This is a genomic window from Pseudoroseomonas ludipueritiae (assembly GCF_014490445.1).
Taxonomy (GTDB): domain Bacteria; phylum Pseudomonadota; class Alphaproteobacteria; order Acetobacterales; family Acetobacteraceae; genus Pseudoroseomonas; species Pseudoroseomonas ludipueritiae.
This window is the reverse complement of the sequence record NZ_JACTUZ010000138.1, coordinates 1-12,051: the sequence shown is the minus strand read 5'-3', so window position 1 is coordinate 12,051 and position 12,051 is coordinate 1. Positions and strand designations below refer to the sequence as shown.

General features: G+C 71.2%; 10 protein-coding genes. 7 read left to right on the top strand and 3 right to left on the bottom strand.

Features of this window, described 5'->3' with window-relative positions:
• The 4 genes from IBL25_RS20590 to IBL25_RS27645 form a co-directional block, all read left to right on the top strand.
• On the top strand, positions 1-716 hold a 716-nt coding region (locus tag IBL25_RS20590), incomplete at its 5' end, for a P-loop NTPase family protein (RefSeq protein ID WP_202986838.1).
• A 5-nt stretch (positions 717-721) separates the two neighbouring features.
• Positions 722-1,441: a polysaccharide biosynthesis/export family protein gene (locus IBL25_RS20585; protein WP_187780383.1), complete on the top strand. Its 720-nt coding sequence runs from the start codon at positions 722-724 to the stop codon at positions 1,439-1,441.
• Between the two features lie 15 nt (positions 1,442-1,456).
• Positions 1,457-2,935 carry an exopolysaccharide biosynthesis polyprenyl glycosylphosphotransferase gene (locus IBL25_RS20580; RefSeq protein ID WP_187780382.1) on the top strand — a complete coding sequence of 493 codons (1,479 nt, stop codon included), beginning with the start codon at positions 1,457-1,459 and terminating at the stop codon, positions 2,933-2,935.
• Positions 2,936-3,072: 137 nt separating this feature from the next.
• On the top strand, positions 3,073-4,350 hold the full coding sequence (locus tag IBL25_RS27645; RefSeq protein WP_187780381.1) for an O-antigen ligase family protein: 1,278 nt from the start codon (positions 3,073-3,075) through the stop codon (positions 4,348-4,350).
• 269 nt (positions 4,351-4,619) lie between these two features.
• Here the strand turns inward: IBL25_RS27645 and IBL25_RS20570 are convergent, their stop codons facing one another.
• Complete coding sequence (locus IBL25_RS20570) at positions 4,620-7,181, bottom strand: cation:proton antiporter (RefSeq protein ID WP_187780380.1); 2,562 nt, start codon at positions 7,179-7,181, stop codon at positions 4,620-4,622.
• Positions 7,182-7,760: 579 nt separating this feature from the next.
• Here IBL25_RS20570 and IBL25_RS20565 point away from each other — a divergent pair.
• The 3 genes from IBL25_RS20565 (at position 7,761) to IBL25_RS20555 (ending at position 10,658) form a co-directional block, all read left to right on the top strand.
• Positions 7,761-8,813, top strand: coding sequence for a formate dehydrogenase subunit gamma (locus IBL25_RS20565; RefSeq protein ID WP_187780379.1), 1,053 nt, complete (start codon positions 7,761-7,763; stop codon positions 8,811-8,813).
• A gap of 106 nt (positions 8,814-8,919) precedes the next feature.
• A complete protein-coding gene (gene mobB / locus IBL25_RS20560) occupies positions 8,920-9,420 on the top strand; it encodes a molybdopterin-guanine dinucleotide biosynthesis protein B (protein ID WP_187780378.1) in 501 nt (166 codons plus the stop codon).
• Positions 9,408-10,658 (top strand): molybdopterin molybdotransferase MoeA, encoded by a 1,251-nt coding sequence (locus IBL25_RS20555; RefSeq protein ID WP_187780377.1) that lies wholly within the window; start codon positions 9,408-9,410, stop codon positions 10,656-10,658. Before mobB ends, IBL25_RS20555 begins: the two co-directional genes overlap by 13 nt.
• A 283-nt stretch (positions 10,659-10,941) precedes the next feature.
• On the opposite strand, the gene IBL25_RS20550 is transcribed toward IBL25_RS20555, so the two are convergent.
• Positions 10,942-11,244: an AzlD family protein gene (locus IBL25_RS20550; RefSeq protein WP_187780376.1), complete on the bottom strand. Its 303-nt coding sequence runs from the start codon at positions 11,242-11,244 to the stop codon at positions 10,942-10,944.
• Positions 11,244-11,927 carry an AzlC family ABC transporter permease gene (locus IBL25_RS20545; protein ID WP_187780384.1) on the bottom strand — a complete coding sequence of 228 codons (684 nt, stop codon included), beginning with the start codon at positions 11,925-11,927 and terminating at the stop codon, positions 11,244-11,246. Before IBL25_RS20545 ends, IBL25_RS20550 begins: the two co-directional genes overlap by 1 nt.
• Positions 11,928-12,051 lie beyond the last annotated feature (124 nt).

Sequence of the window (12,051 nt, the reverse complement as noted above, 5' to 3'; positions counted from 1 at the left end):
TGACCCTGACCCGCCGCGTCTTCGCCACGCCGGCCGAGGCCGAGCGCGGCCTCTCCCTGCCCGCCCTGGCCAGCTTCGGCGCCCTGCCCCTGGCGCGGGATGCCGCGCCGGTGCCGGAGGTCGCGGACCTGGTGGCGCTGCTGCTGGATGCCCGCGTCAACCGCCGCCGCCCCTGCCTGGTGCAATTCGTCTCCGCCGGGGGCGATGACGGCGGCGATGTGCTGGCCCGCGCCGTGGCCATGGAATATGCCCGGCGCAACAACACCGACACCCTGCTGATCGACCTGCGCACCGATGGCGCCGCGCATCTCGCCGCCCTGGGCTCGGAGCCGCGCGAGGTGGAGGAGCGGGTGCCCGGCAATGTGCTGGTCTTCTCCACCGCCGTGCCGAACCTCTGGGTCTCCTTCGACGCCGCCCATTCCCACCTGACCGACCCGATGGCGACGCAGGAGCAGACGCTGAACCTGCTGGCCCAGCTACGCCAGGCCTTCGACGCCGTGGTGGTGATCGGCCCCCAGGCCGACGAGAGCTACCCGATGCGCCGCCTGACCTCCCTGATGGACCTCAACCTGATCGTGGTGCGGGGGGAGCGGACGATCGGCAGCCGCGCCCGCGCGCTGCGGGACTGGGTGCTGGGCGCCGGCGGCACGCTGCTGGGCTTCGTCTATACCGGCCAGCGCCGGGTCCTGCCCCCCATCCTCTCGCGCATGCTGTGATGCTCATGACACCCCTTCGCCTCACCGCCGCCGCCCTGCTCCTGCCCCTGCTGCTGGGGGGCTGCACCACCCAGTCCCTGGCACCAGTGCCGAGCAACCCCAGCGGCTTCGCGCCCTGGAGCGATAGCGCCCCCACCTACCGCTTCGCCGCCGGGGACAAGCTGCGGGTGCAGTTCCTGCTGACGCCCGAGATGAACGAGACGGCGCTGGTGGCGCCCGATGGCCAGATGGGCCTGCGCGCCGCCGGCCAGCTGCGCGCCGCCGGCCTGTCCGCCGCCGAGCTGGAGCGCAACATCGCCCAGGCCTCGCTGCGCGTGCTGCGGGAGCCGATCGTCACCGTCTCGCTGGAGGAGGCCGCCGGCTCCGCCGTGCTGGTGGGCGGCGCGGTGCAGCGGCCGGGGGCGGTGCAGATGGCCGGCCCGCGCGGGGTGCTGGAGACGGTGATCATGGCCGGCGGCCTGGCCGAGGATGCCCGCATGACCGAGGTGATCCTGATCCGCCGCAGCCCCGGCAACCGGCCGATGCTGCGCACCGTGGACCTCAACAGCTTCGCCGCCACGGCCGACCCGGCGCAGGACGTGCCGGTCTTCCCCGGCGACATCGTCTTCGTCCCCCGCTCCCGCCTCGGCGAGGTGAACCTCTGGATCGACCAGGCCGTCAACCGCCTGATCCCCTTCAACCGCAGCTTCAGCTACGCGATCAACCGCGGCAGCACGGTCTACTGACAGAGCGGTGCCGACATGAACAAGCCCCTGCCCCGCCACGCCCTGCCCGCCTCCCCCGCCGCGTCTTCCCTGCCGCCGGAGGAGCGGCCTTCCACCTTCCGCTGGACGCATGGGCTGCTGAACCGGCTGGTGCGCGCCTCGGACGTGGCGATGATCGTGCTGGCGGCCCTGCTGGCGCCGCTCTTCTGGCCGCAGCCGCTGGACTGGCCGCAGCAGGCGGTGGTGGTGCTGGCGGAGATCTGGGCCTTCCTCGCGGCGCTCGGGCGCATCGGCGCCTACCGGGTGGAGAATTACACCACCTTCTGGAAGCAGCTTGGGCACCTGCTGGCCGGCGCGGCCGGCGCGGCGGTGGTGGCGCTGCTGGTACTGGCCGCCTTCCTGCCCGGCTTCGGGCTGGCGGAAGGCTGGCTGCTCTCCTGGCAGGCGCTGCAGTTCCTGCTGCTGCTGGGCAACCGGCAGTTCCAGCACGTGATGATCCGGCTGGTGGAGCAACGCCACCTGCTGCGCCGCAAGACCGTGGTGATCGGCGCCAACCCCGTGGGCGAGGCGGCGCTGCGCGAGTTGACGGGCGCCGCGGGCTATGAGGTGGTGGGCCTCTACCGCAGCGCCTCGGACGACCCGGCGGTGACGCGCCTGGCGGGCATGCCGGTCTCCGGCCCGGTGGAGGAGCTGGCGGCCTATGCCCAGCACCATACCATCGACCTCATTGTGCTGGCCCAGGGCTGGGACAAGGCGCCGGAGATCTTCCGCCTGATGGCGGCGGTGGAATGGATCGCCGCCGATGTGGTGATCCCCTTCGAGGAAGCCGGCGTCCGCCCCTCCTTCGCGCGCATCGCCCCCGTGGCGGGGCTCTCCACGCTGCAGGTGATGTACCGGCCCTTCAAGGGCAGCCAGGGCATCGTCAAGGCGGCGGAGGATTACCTGGTGGCCGGGCTGGCGCTGCTGGTGCTGAGCCCGCTGCTGCTGCTGGTGGCGCTTGCCATCCGGCTGGACAGCCCGGGGCCGGTCTTCTTCCGCCAGCCGCGCACCGGCATTGGCCAGAAGTCCTTCTCCATCTTCAAGTTCCGCACCATGACGGTGGACCTCAGCGACGACGGCTCGGTGGGCACCAACAGCCGCCACAACCCGCGCATCACCCGCGTCGGCGGCATCCTGCGCCGGCTCTCGATCGATGAGATCCCGCAGCTCATCAACGTGCTGCGCGGCGAGATGTCGATCGTGGGCCCCCGCCCCTATGTCGCGAACATGCTGGTGGGGCAGGAGCGCTTCTCGGACATGGTGCGCCGCTATGCCACGCGCCACCGCATCAAGCCCGGGCTCACCGGCTATGCCCAGGCGCATGGCATGCGCTCCAACGCGCTGCGGGACCCGGAGAATGCCCGCAAGTCGGTGGAGATGGACATCTACTACATCACCCATTGGTCGCTCTGGCTGGACCTGCGCATCATGCTCCGCACCATCTTCGTGGGCCTGAGCGGAAAGAACGTGTTCTGAGCGCCGGCCCCCGCCCGATCCGGGCGGCGGCGCCGGGCGGCCCCATCCCGCTCTTCCGCCACCAGCCCGGCCCGCCAGCGCCGCCGGCCCCGCCCCTGGCGGAAAGCCACGCCATCTTCGGCGCCTCCTGGCTGCGCGTGGGCTTCGTCATCCTGGGGGTCTGGCTGGCCAGCGGCGCGCGCATCGCGCTGAACGGCGGCGGCGACCCCAATGCGCTGGGCAGCTTCGACCCGGTCAATACCTTGCTGCAACTCGTCATCCTGCTGGGCAGCGCCACCCTGGTGATGCGCGGCCTGCCGCGTTGCCTGCTGCTGCTGCGGCCCGCCTGGCCCTTCCTGCTGATGCTGTCCGTGCTGCTGGCCTCGGTGGCATGGTCGCAATCGCCCATGCATTCGCTGCGCCGCTGCGTCAGCATGACCGGGCTGCTGCTCTTCGTGCTCTCCACCTATGCCGGCTTCGGCCCGCGCCGCAGCATGCGCATCATCCTGCTGACCATGCTGGGCATTGCCGCGCTCTCCCTGGCCGAGGCGGTGCTGCGCCCTTCCGTCGGCTATGACGTGGGCGAATACGCCAATGCCATCCGTGGCGTCTTCCAGCAGAAGAACGCGCTGGGCATGGCCATGCTGGCCGGCGCCCTCTCGCTGTCCTTCATCGTGCTGGAACGCGGCTTCCTGCGGCCGCGCGACCTCGTCATCCTGCTCGGCCTGCTGGCGATGCTGGTGCTCTGCCGCTCCACCACCTCGCTGCTGCTGACGCTCTTCACCGCCACCTGCACCGGCATCATCCTCGGCCTGCACAAGGGCCGCGCCTGGATGGCCACGACGCTGCTCGGCCTCGGCATCGGGGCCACCACCGTGCTGCTCTTCTTCGCGGCCATGGGCGTCGAAGGCTTCTTCGACATCATCGGCAAGGATTCCTCGCTGACCGGCCGCGTCTATATCTGGGCGGCGGTGCGGGACGTGATCTCGACCCGCCCGCTGCTGGGCCATGGCTACTTCGCCTTCTGGATCGACGGCATGCCCGGCATGCGAAGGGTCTGGGACCTGGTGGAATGGGAAGTCCCCACCGCCCATAGCGGCTACCTGGAAGTGCTGCTGCAACTGGGCGCGCTGGGCGCCGCCCTGGGCGCCACCATGCTGGCGGTGACGCTGTTCCGCGCCATCCGCGGCCTCTTCGGCGGCAATGCCCGGCGCGCGAGCTGGATCCTGATGTTCCTCGTGATCCTCGCCATCCTGAGCTACAGCGAATCCGTGCTCTTCAACCCGGACATGCAGACCATCTTCTGGATGCTGGGCACCATGGCGCTGATGGATGGCGGGCACGGCCCCGCCGGGCCGGAGGTGGTGCCGCGCGCGCCGGGGATGCTGTTCCAGACCCGCATGCGGCGGGGGGAGCCAGTGCGGCACTTCCGCTGAGAGGATAGGCCAGGGGCGCTGCCCCTGGACCCCGCCGGGGTGGAAAGTCCACCCCGGACCCCGCTGCCAGTTTTGGGCTTTCATGCCGGGACGCTGCGCGGGATTTTTTTAAGGCCGCGCGGGCTGAAGCCGTAGTCGCCGAGGGGGCCATGACCCTCGGCGGAACCAAGGTGCCGCAAGCTGAAAAACAGATGGCGGGGCCTGGGGTGACCCTGTCACCCCAGCGGGGGTTCCAAGGGGGCGGCGCCCCCCTTGGCCCCGGCCTGTTCTCACGGCGTGCCGGCCACTGCCTCGGCGCCAAGGAGCTTGGCCGATACCGCTTCCACCGGCTTCGGGGCCACCGGGGCTTCCGCCGGCTGGCGGGTGGCGGCGATGCGCTCCATGCGCAGCTTCAGTTCCGGCGTCTCGTGCAGCAGGCGGGCGAAATCGGCCGCGCTGAGTTCCAGCAGGTGGCAGAAGCTGGTGGCCGTGGCGCGGGCGGCGCGGCGGGGCTGGCTGGCCAGCAGTTCCGCCTCGCCGAAGAATTCGCCGGTGCTCAGCAGCAATTCCCCGGCTCCGCTCTTCAGCGACACCACGCCACGGCTGATCAGCAGCACCGAGCCCGCGGCCTCACTCTTGCGGAAGAGGCGCTCGCCGGGCACGGCGAAGCGGGTGGTCACGCTCATCGCCAGGTCGTGCAGCAGGGCTTCCTGCAGGCCGGCGAAGACCTCGAATTCCTTGATGCGGCGGTCGATGCCGGACTGGATGTTGAATTGCAGCGGCCGGGCGATCTGGTGGCGCAGGGTGTCCAGCCCACGCAGCAGCTCGTCGTGCAGTTCCTCGCCGATCAGGGATTCGCGGCGGAGCGAGACATATTCCTCGGATTCCATGCGCAGGCCGATCTGGCGCAGCATGCGCGCCTCCAGCGCCTCGGCATAGCCAGGGTATTGCAGGCGCAGCACGTCCATCGCGTCCTGCAGCAGGTCCTCGCGCCGGGCCACGATGTCGCCCACCACCTCCGTCACGCGGCGGCCAAGCACGGGCTCCATGCGGCGGCGCATGAAGCGGCTCATGGCCACCGAGACCAGGTGGGTCAGCAGCAGCGTCTCGAAGCGCTCGGCCATGCAATGCATCAGCGGCGTGTCGATGCGGAACTTGCGGTGCAGCCATTGCGCGAAGGAGAAGCGCAGCGTCGGCTGCAAGCGGCGGCGGGCGGCCTGGATATAGCCGTAGCGGCCTTCCGCCCGGGCGCCGTCGATCATGCTCTCGGCGGTCCAGAGCAGGTTCTCCATGACGCGGCGGGAGAGCACCTGGTCCTCGAACATCTCCAGCAGCACGGAGCGTTCCTGGGAGGCGAAGGTGATCAGGCCCAGCGTCACCCGCTCCCGGTCGCCGATGGCGGTGTCGAAGGTATTGGCAGCCGTTTCCTCCTTCATCCGGCGCTCGTAGCCACCCAGCACATGGGCGGTGGCGGGGGCGGAGAAGCCGAATTCGCCGGCGGTGTGGCGCAGCTTGTCCCGCACCTCGCCCAGGCCGATGGCAACCACCTGGTTGCGCAGCGCCTTGTCGGAGGCCGAGAGGTCATCGAGCTTCAGCCAGCGCACCACGAAGCGCAGCGTGGTGCCGTTCACCAGCAGGGTGAAAAGCACATAGCCAGTGGCCAGGATGGCGATGAAGCGCTGCACCCGGTCCGGCACGCCCGCATGCTCGGTGACGGAGAGCGCCAGCGCCAGGGTGATGGCGCCGCGCAGCCCGCCCCAGAGCATGGTGGCCTTGACCGGGGAAGGCACGCGCTGGGAAAGCTTGGTGTATTCCAGCACCGGCAGGATGCCGAAGAGCACGGCGGCGCGCGCCGCCATGGCGGCCAGCACCACCACGCCCACCAGCACCGCGTCCCATTGCGTGACACCCAGCAGCAGCTTGGGCACCAGCATGGAGGCGAGCACGAAGACCATGGAGCTGGCCCAGAAGGAGAGCTGGTCCCAGACATCCTGCAGGAACTGCCAGCTTTGCGGCCGGAAGGTGGAAGGCCCCATGGCTGATACCGTCAGCCCCGCCACGGCCGCGGCGACGACGCCCGAGGCATGCAGGAACTGGTGGCAGACGATATAGGCGATATAGGGCAGCGCCAGCGTCAGCGTGACCTCGGCGGTGCGGTTGCCGCCCAGCCAGGGCACGGCGGCCACCACCAGCCGGGCGAAGACGAAGCCCACCCCGATGCCGCCGGCGAAGGAGGCGAGGAAGCCGATGGCGGCCGTCAGCGGCTCGGCGCCATGGCGGCTGGTGATCTGCGCCAGCAGGATGGTGAAGATGGAGATGGCGGCCGCGTCGTTCAGCAGGCTCTCGCCTTCCACCAGCCGCGTCAGCCGGCCATTGGCGCCGATCTCGCGGAAGATGGCCACCACGGCGGAAGGGTCGGTGGTGGCGACAATGGCGCCCAGCATCAGGCAGGCGGTGAGCGAGACGCCGGCAATGGGCGCCAGGGCGAAGCCCACCGCGGCCGTGGTGACCAGCACGGCCACCACCGCCATCACCAGCACCGTCACCCAGTCCCGCGCCAGGCGGCGGACATCGATGGACAGCGAGCCGTGGAAGACCAGCAGCGGCAGGAAGACATAGAGAAAGACATCGGCATTGATCGGGAAGTCGAGCAGCGTCCGCGCGGCGTCGTCCAGGGCCTCGGTCTGCGTGGTGTTGCGCAGCAGCGTGGCGCCGCCGCCCAGCAGGATGCCGACACCGGCCAGCAGCACGGTGGAGGAAAGCATCAGCCGCCGCGCCAATGGCTGGATGGCGCTGACGACGATCAGGAGCAGCGCGGTGGCCAGGAGCGTATTGGACAGGCTGGTGAGCATCGGTCGTTCGGTTTCTTCTTTCAGGCCGGCCGCCGGCTGGCAGCGATGGTCTGCCCTGGTGACATCACAGTGGGGCGGTTATGCGGCAGTGCCGGGCATTGCCGCACTGTTCTTGCCTGCCGGCGCTTGGGTACTGCCTGTCAAGACTTCGGAAGAAGCCAGGACGGTACTCGGAAATATGAAAATTAGTCCATTCGGCGGGAAAGCAGGCCAGCCTGGCCTCCGGGCCGCCACGGGCCGCGGGGCCTGAGTCGGCCGGCCAAAGCCTCACGGCAACCCATGGCGCGGCCGGGCATTGCAGGCATTGCGCGGCGGGCATGGGTTCCCCTGCCGGCCAGATGCTGCCCGGCTTTGCTTGCCGGCCCGTGCTGGCCTACGCCACAATCCCAAGATGGACGGTTCTCCACCTAACCGCTCCGGACCAGAAACACTGACACGGCAGGGAGCAGGATGACGCGCCAGGAACAGCCTCAGGCAAGCAGCGCCGAACCGCTGGACATGCAGCGGGCGCGGCAAGATGCATAAGGTCACCCATCGCGCCGCTTGGCGCGGCGCCTTCCGCAAGCCGGTGGGCGTGTGATGCGGCGCGCGGCCCTTGCCCTCGCGCTCGCCCTGCCGCTGCTGACCGGCCTGGCGCAGGCGCAGCAGGCCCCGCAGAGCCCGGAAGCCCAGCAGGTGGTGCCCCAGCCGGCGCCCGGGGCAGCGGCCCCGCCCACCTCCACGCAGGCCCCCCCGGCCGAGGGGCTGCCGCTGGAATCGCCGCTGCAAAGCGGGCGCGCGCCCGACCCTTCCGCCTCCGGCCCTTCCGCCTCGGACCGGGCGCAGCAGGACTGGCGCGCCCTGCACAGCCGCACCCTGTCCTGGGCGGCGGGCATCGCCATGGCCGGCACGCTGCTGGTGCTGGTGCTGTTCTTCCTGATCCGCGGCCGCGTGCGCATCCGTGCCGGCTTCTCCGGCCGCGCCATGCCGCGCTTCAACTTCGTCGAGCGCGCGGCGCATTGGATGACGGCCATCTGCTTCATCCTGCTGGCGCTCTCGGGCCTCAACGTGACCTTCGGGCGGCAGCTCATCCGCCCCGCGATCGGGCCGGAAGCCTTCGCCACCCTCTCCCGCTGGGGGGAGACGGCGCATAACCTCCTGGCCTTCCCCTTCACGCTGGGCATCCTGCTGCTCTTCGTCCTGTGGGTGGGCAGCAGCCTGCCGGCGCGGGAGGATGCCACCTGGCTCTCCCAGGGCGGCGGCATGATCAGCGGCAGGTATCCCAAGGCGGGCCGCTTCAATGCCGGCCAGAAGGGCATGTTCTGGATCACGGTGCTGGGCGGCGCGGCGCTGGCGGTCTCCGGCTACCTGCTGCTCTTCCCCGTCGCGGGCATGGACCTGGCGGGCCTGCAATGGGCGCAGCTGACCCATGGCATCGTCTCCGCCGTGATGGTGGCCGCCATCCTGGTGCATATCTACATCCGCAGCCTGGGCGTGGAGGGCGCCTTCTCCGCCATGTGGGACGGGCATGTGGACTACAACTGGGCGCGGGAGCACCACGCGCTCTGGGTGGAGCAGGAACTCGCCCAGGCGCATGAGGCGATCCGGCCCGGCAGCAGCAAGCCGGATTCACGGCCGGCAGGCGCGGATTGAGGCGGCGGGCAGGGCCGGGGAGCATCCTCCGGCCCTGTTTTCATGGGGCTCCCCCCTGGCCTCGCCGGCCTTGCAGGGGGCGGCACCCGCCGCTAAGCGATGGCCCATGCGCCTCATCGGATTGGCCGGCTGGAGTGGCGCCGGCAAGACCACCCTGCTGGCCCGCCTGATCCCCGTGCTCGGCGCGCGCGGCATCGCGGTCTCCACCGTCAAGCATGCCCACCATGCCTTCGACATCGACCAGCCGGGCAAGGACAGCCATACCCACCGGCAGGCGGGCGCGCGGCAGGTGCTGATCTCCTCCGCCAACCGCTGGGCCTTGATGAGCGAGCTGCGCGGCGCGCCCGAGCCGCCGCTGACCGAGCTGCTGCGCAAGCTGGACCCGGTGGACCTCGTGATCGTCGAGGGCTTCAAGCGCGACAGCCACCCCAAGATCGAGGTCTTCCGCGCCGCCACCGGCAAGCCCTGGCTGCACCCGGAGGACCCAGCCATCCGCGCCGCCGCCACCGATACCCCGCCCCCCGGCCCCCTGCCCTTCGCCGGGATCGACGAGGTGGAGCGCGTGGCGGACCTCCTGCTCGCCCATGCCGCGCCATGGCCCAGCTAAGCGACGACTGCTTCGCCCATGGCGGCAAGCTGCTGTCCGTGGAGGATGCGGCGGCCCTGGTGGTGGCCCGCGTGCCGGTGCTCGAAGGCCGCGAGACCCTGCATCTGATTGAGGCGCGCGGCCGTATCCTGGCCGCCGACCTGCACGCCCCCGGCCCCCTGCCGCCCTTCTTCAACAGCGCCGTGGATGGTTATGCCTTCCGCCACGCCGACCTGGACCCGGCGAGCGAGACCGTGCTGCGCCTCCAAGGCCGCCTCGCCGCCGGCCAGGCCGCGGCCGCCGCCCTGCCCCCCGGCACCGCCCTCCGCATCCTGACCGGCGCCCCCATGCCCCCCGGCGCCGATACCGTGATGATGCAGGAGGATGCCCAGACGGAGGATGGCAGCATCCGCCTGCCCCCCGGCCTGAAGCCCGGCGCCAATTGCCGCCCCGCCGGCGAGGATGTGGCCCTGGGCGAGCTGGCCCTGCCCGCCGGCACCCGCCTCGGCCCCGCCGAGATCGGCTTGGCCGCCGCCCTGGGCTTCGCCACCCTGCCCGTCACCCGCCGCCCGCGCATCGGCGTCTTCAGCACCGGCGACGAGCTGGCGCCCCCCGGCACCCCGCTGGGCCCGGCCCAGACCTACGACAGCAACCGCTTCTCCCTGCTCGCCCTGCTGGCCGGCCTGCCGGTGGAGGCGCATGACCTCGGCATCCTGCCCGACCACCCCGTCGCCACCGCCGAGGCGCTGCGCGAGGCCGCCGCCCGCCACGACATGCTGCTGACCTCCGGCGGTGTCTCTACCGGGGAGGAAGACCATGTCCGCACCGCCATCCAGTCCGGCGGCAGCCTGGTCTTCTGGCGCCTGGCGCTGAAGCCCGGCCGCCCGGCGGCCATGGGCGTGGTTGGCGGCACCCCGGTGCTGGGCCTGCCCGGCAACCCGGTGGCCGCCATCGTCACCTTCCTGCACCTGGCGCGGCCCCTGGCGCTGCGTCTAGCCGGCGCCACGCCCGGCGCCCTGCCCCGCTTTGCCGCCACCGCCGACTTCGCCTACCGCAAGAAGGCCGGGCGGCGGGAATACGTGCGCGTCTCGCTCCAGCCCGGCGCCACCCTGCCGGTGGCGCGCAAATACCCGCGGGAGGGCGCGGGGCTGCTGACCTCCCTCACCCGCTCCGACGCCTTCGCGGAACTGGGGGAAGAGGTCACCGCCGTCGCGCCGGGAGATACCGTGATGGTGCTGCCCTTCGGGATGGTGTTCTAGGCGGCGGCCGGGGCCAAAGAGGGCTCCGCCCTCTCTGGACGCTCCCGCCGGGGTGGAAAGTCCACCCCGGACCCCGCTGTCAGTTTTCCGCGGCTTTGCGCCGCAGCGTGGCGGCTGTCGCCATTATCGAAATCAAGAAGGGCATGCAGGCTGCACCCTCAGTCGCCGAGGGTCATGGACCCTCGGCGTAACCACCGCGCCGCCAGTGAAAACAGATGGCGGGGTCCGGGGTGACACTGTCACCCCGGCGGGGGTTCCAGGGGGCGGCGCCCCCTGGCCTGCGTCATTCCATCCCGTACCGCAGTGCCGCCAGCGTCCCCACCCCGGCCAGGATCGACAGCACCAGGTTGCGCGTCCGCCACTGCACCAGCGCCACCGGCAGCGCCGAGAGCCAGGCGGCGTAATCCATGCGGGAGAGTGCCAGCGCCACATAGGCCGCGAAGAGCGGGCCGGGGATGTTGCGCATCATTGCCTCCACGAAGGGCGGCGGGCGCACCACGCGCAGCACGGCATAGCCGCCGGCGCGGCAGAGAAAGGTCACCGCCGCCATTCCCAGGATGGCCAGCAGCACGTCCATGCGCAGCATCAGTTGCGGCGCCCTTCCAGCCAGGCAGCCAGGGCGGCGCCGCCCAGCGCGCCGCTCAGCAGCGGCACCGGTTGCGGCAGGCCCAGCCGGGACGCGCCCAGCGCCAGCCCGGCGGCCAGCACCCAGGGCCAGAGTTCCCCCTTGCCGTGCCAGAGCGAGACCAGCAGCGCCACAAAGGTGGCGGTGGCGGCGAAGAAGATCGGGTGACCCGGCGGCAGGCGGATCGCGCCGCTCAGCACATGGCCGAGGGCCGCGAAGATCATCCAGGTGACCCAGAGGGTCAGGCCGATGCCCAGCAGGAAGCCGGGGTCGCGCCCGCCGGAACGCATATTGGCCACGCCCAGGGCAAAGGAATGGTCCACGATGGTGCCCAGCGTCAGCCACAGGCGCCAGCCGCGCACGCGGTCCAGCAGCGGCGCCAGGGCGGCGCCCATCGGCAGCATGCGCACATTCACGGCGAAGGCGGCGAGGCAGGCGGCCAGCAGCGGCGCCGGATCGGCCCAGAGTTCCATGGCCAGAAGCTGCGCCGTGCCGGCATAGACCACGCCGGACATCAGCAGTGTCTCCGCCAGGCTCAGCCCCTTGCTCTGGGAAACGATGCCCACCACCAGCCCGAAGGGAGTCAGCCCGATCATCAGCGGCACCGCGGCGCGCATGCCGTGCCGCAGCCCGGCCATGGTCATGCCCTCAGCCACGGCGGGCGGCCAGCAGGCGGTCGGTGGCGTCCTCGGGGTCCATGTCCAGGGCGCGCTCGGCCAGGTCGCGCGGGAAGCCGGCGCGGGCCAGGGCGCCCAGCGCCTTCAGCCG

Bases quoted from the DNA above. Each gene is read 5' to 3' on its own strand.
- IBL25_RS20570 (WP_187780380.1), bottom strand. From the start codon at position 7,181: ATGCTCACCAGCCTGTCCAATACGCTCCTGGCCACCGCGCTGCTCCTG.
- mobB (WP_187780378.1), top strand. From the start codon at position 8,920: ATGCGCCTCATCGGATTGGCCGGCTGGAGTGGCGCCGGCAAGACCACC.
- IBL25_RS20545 (WP_187780384.1), bottom strand. From the start codon at position 11,927: ATGACCATGGCCGGGCTGCGGCACGGCATGCGCGCCGCGGTGCCGCTG.
- IBL25_RS20585 (WP_187780383.1), top strand. From the start codon at position 722: ATGACACCCCTTCGCCTCACCGCCGCCGCCCTGCTCCTGCCCCTGCTG.
- IBL25_RS20550 (WP_187780376.1), bottom strand. From the start codon at position 11,244: ATGCTGCGCATGGACGTGCTGCTGGCCATCCTGGGAATGGCGGCGGTG.
- IBL25_RS20565 (WP_187780379.1), top strand. From the start codon at position 7,761: ATGCGGCGCGCGGCCCTTGCCCTCGCGCTCGCCCTGCCGCTGCTGACC.
- IBL25_RS20580 (WP_187780382.1), top strand. From the start codon at position 1,457: ATGAACAAGCCCCTGCCCCGCCACGCCCTGCCCGCCTCCCCCGCCGCG.
- IBL25_RS20555 (WP_187780377.1), top strand. From the start codon at position 9,408: ATGGCCCAGCTAAGCGACGACTGCTTCGCCCATGGCGGCAAGCTGCTG.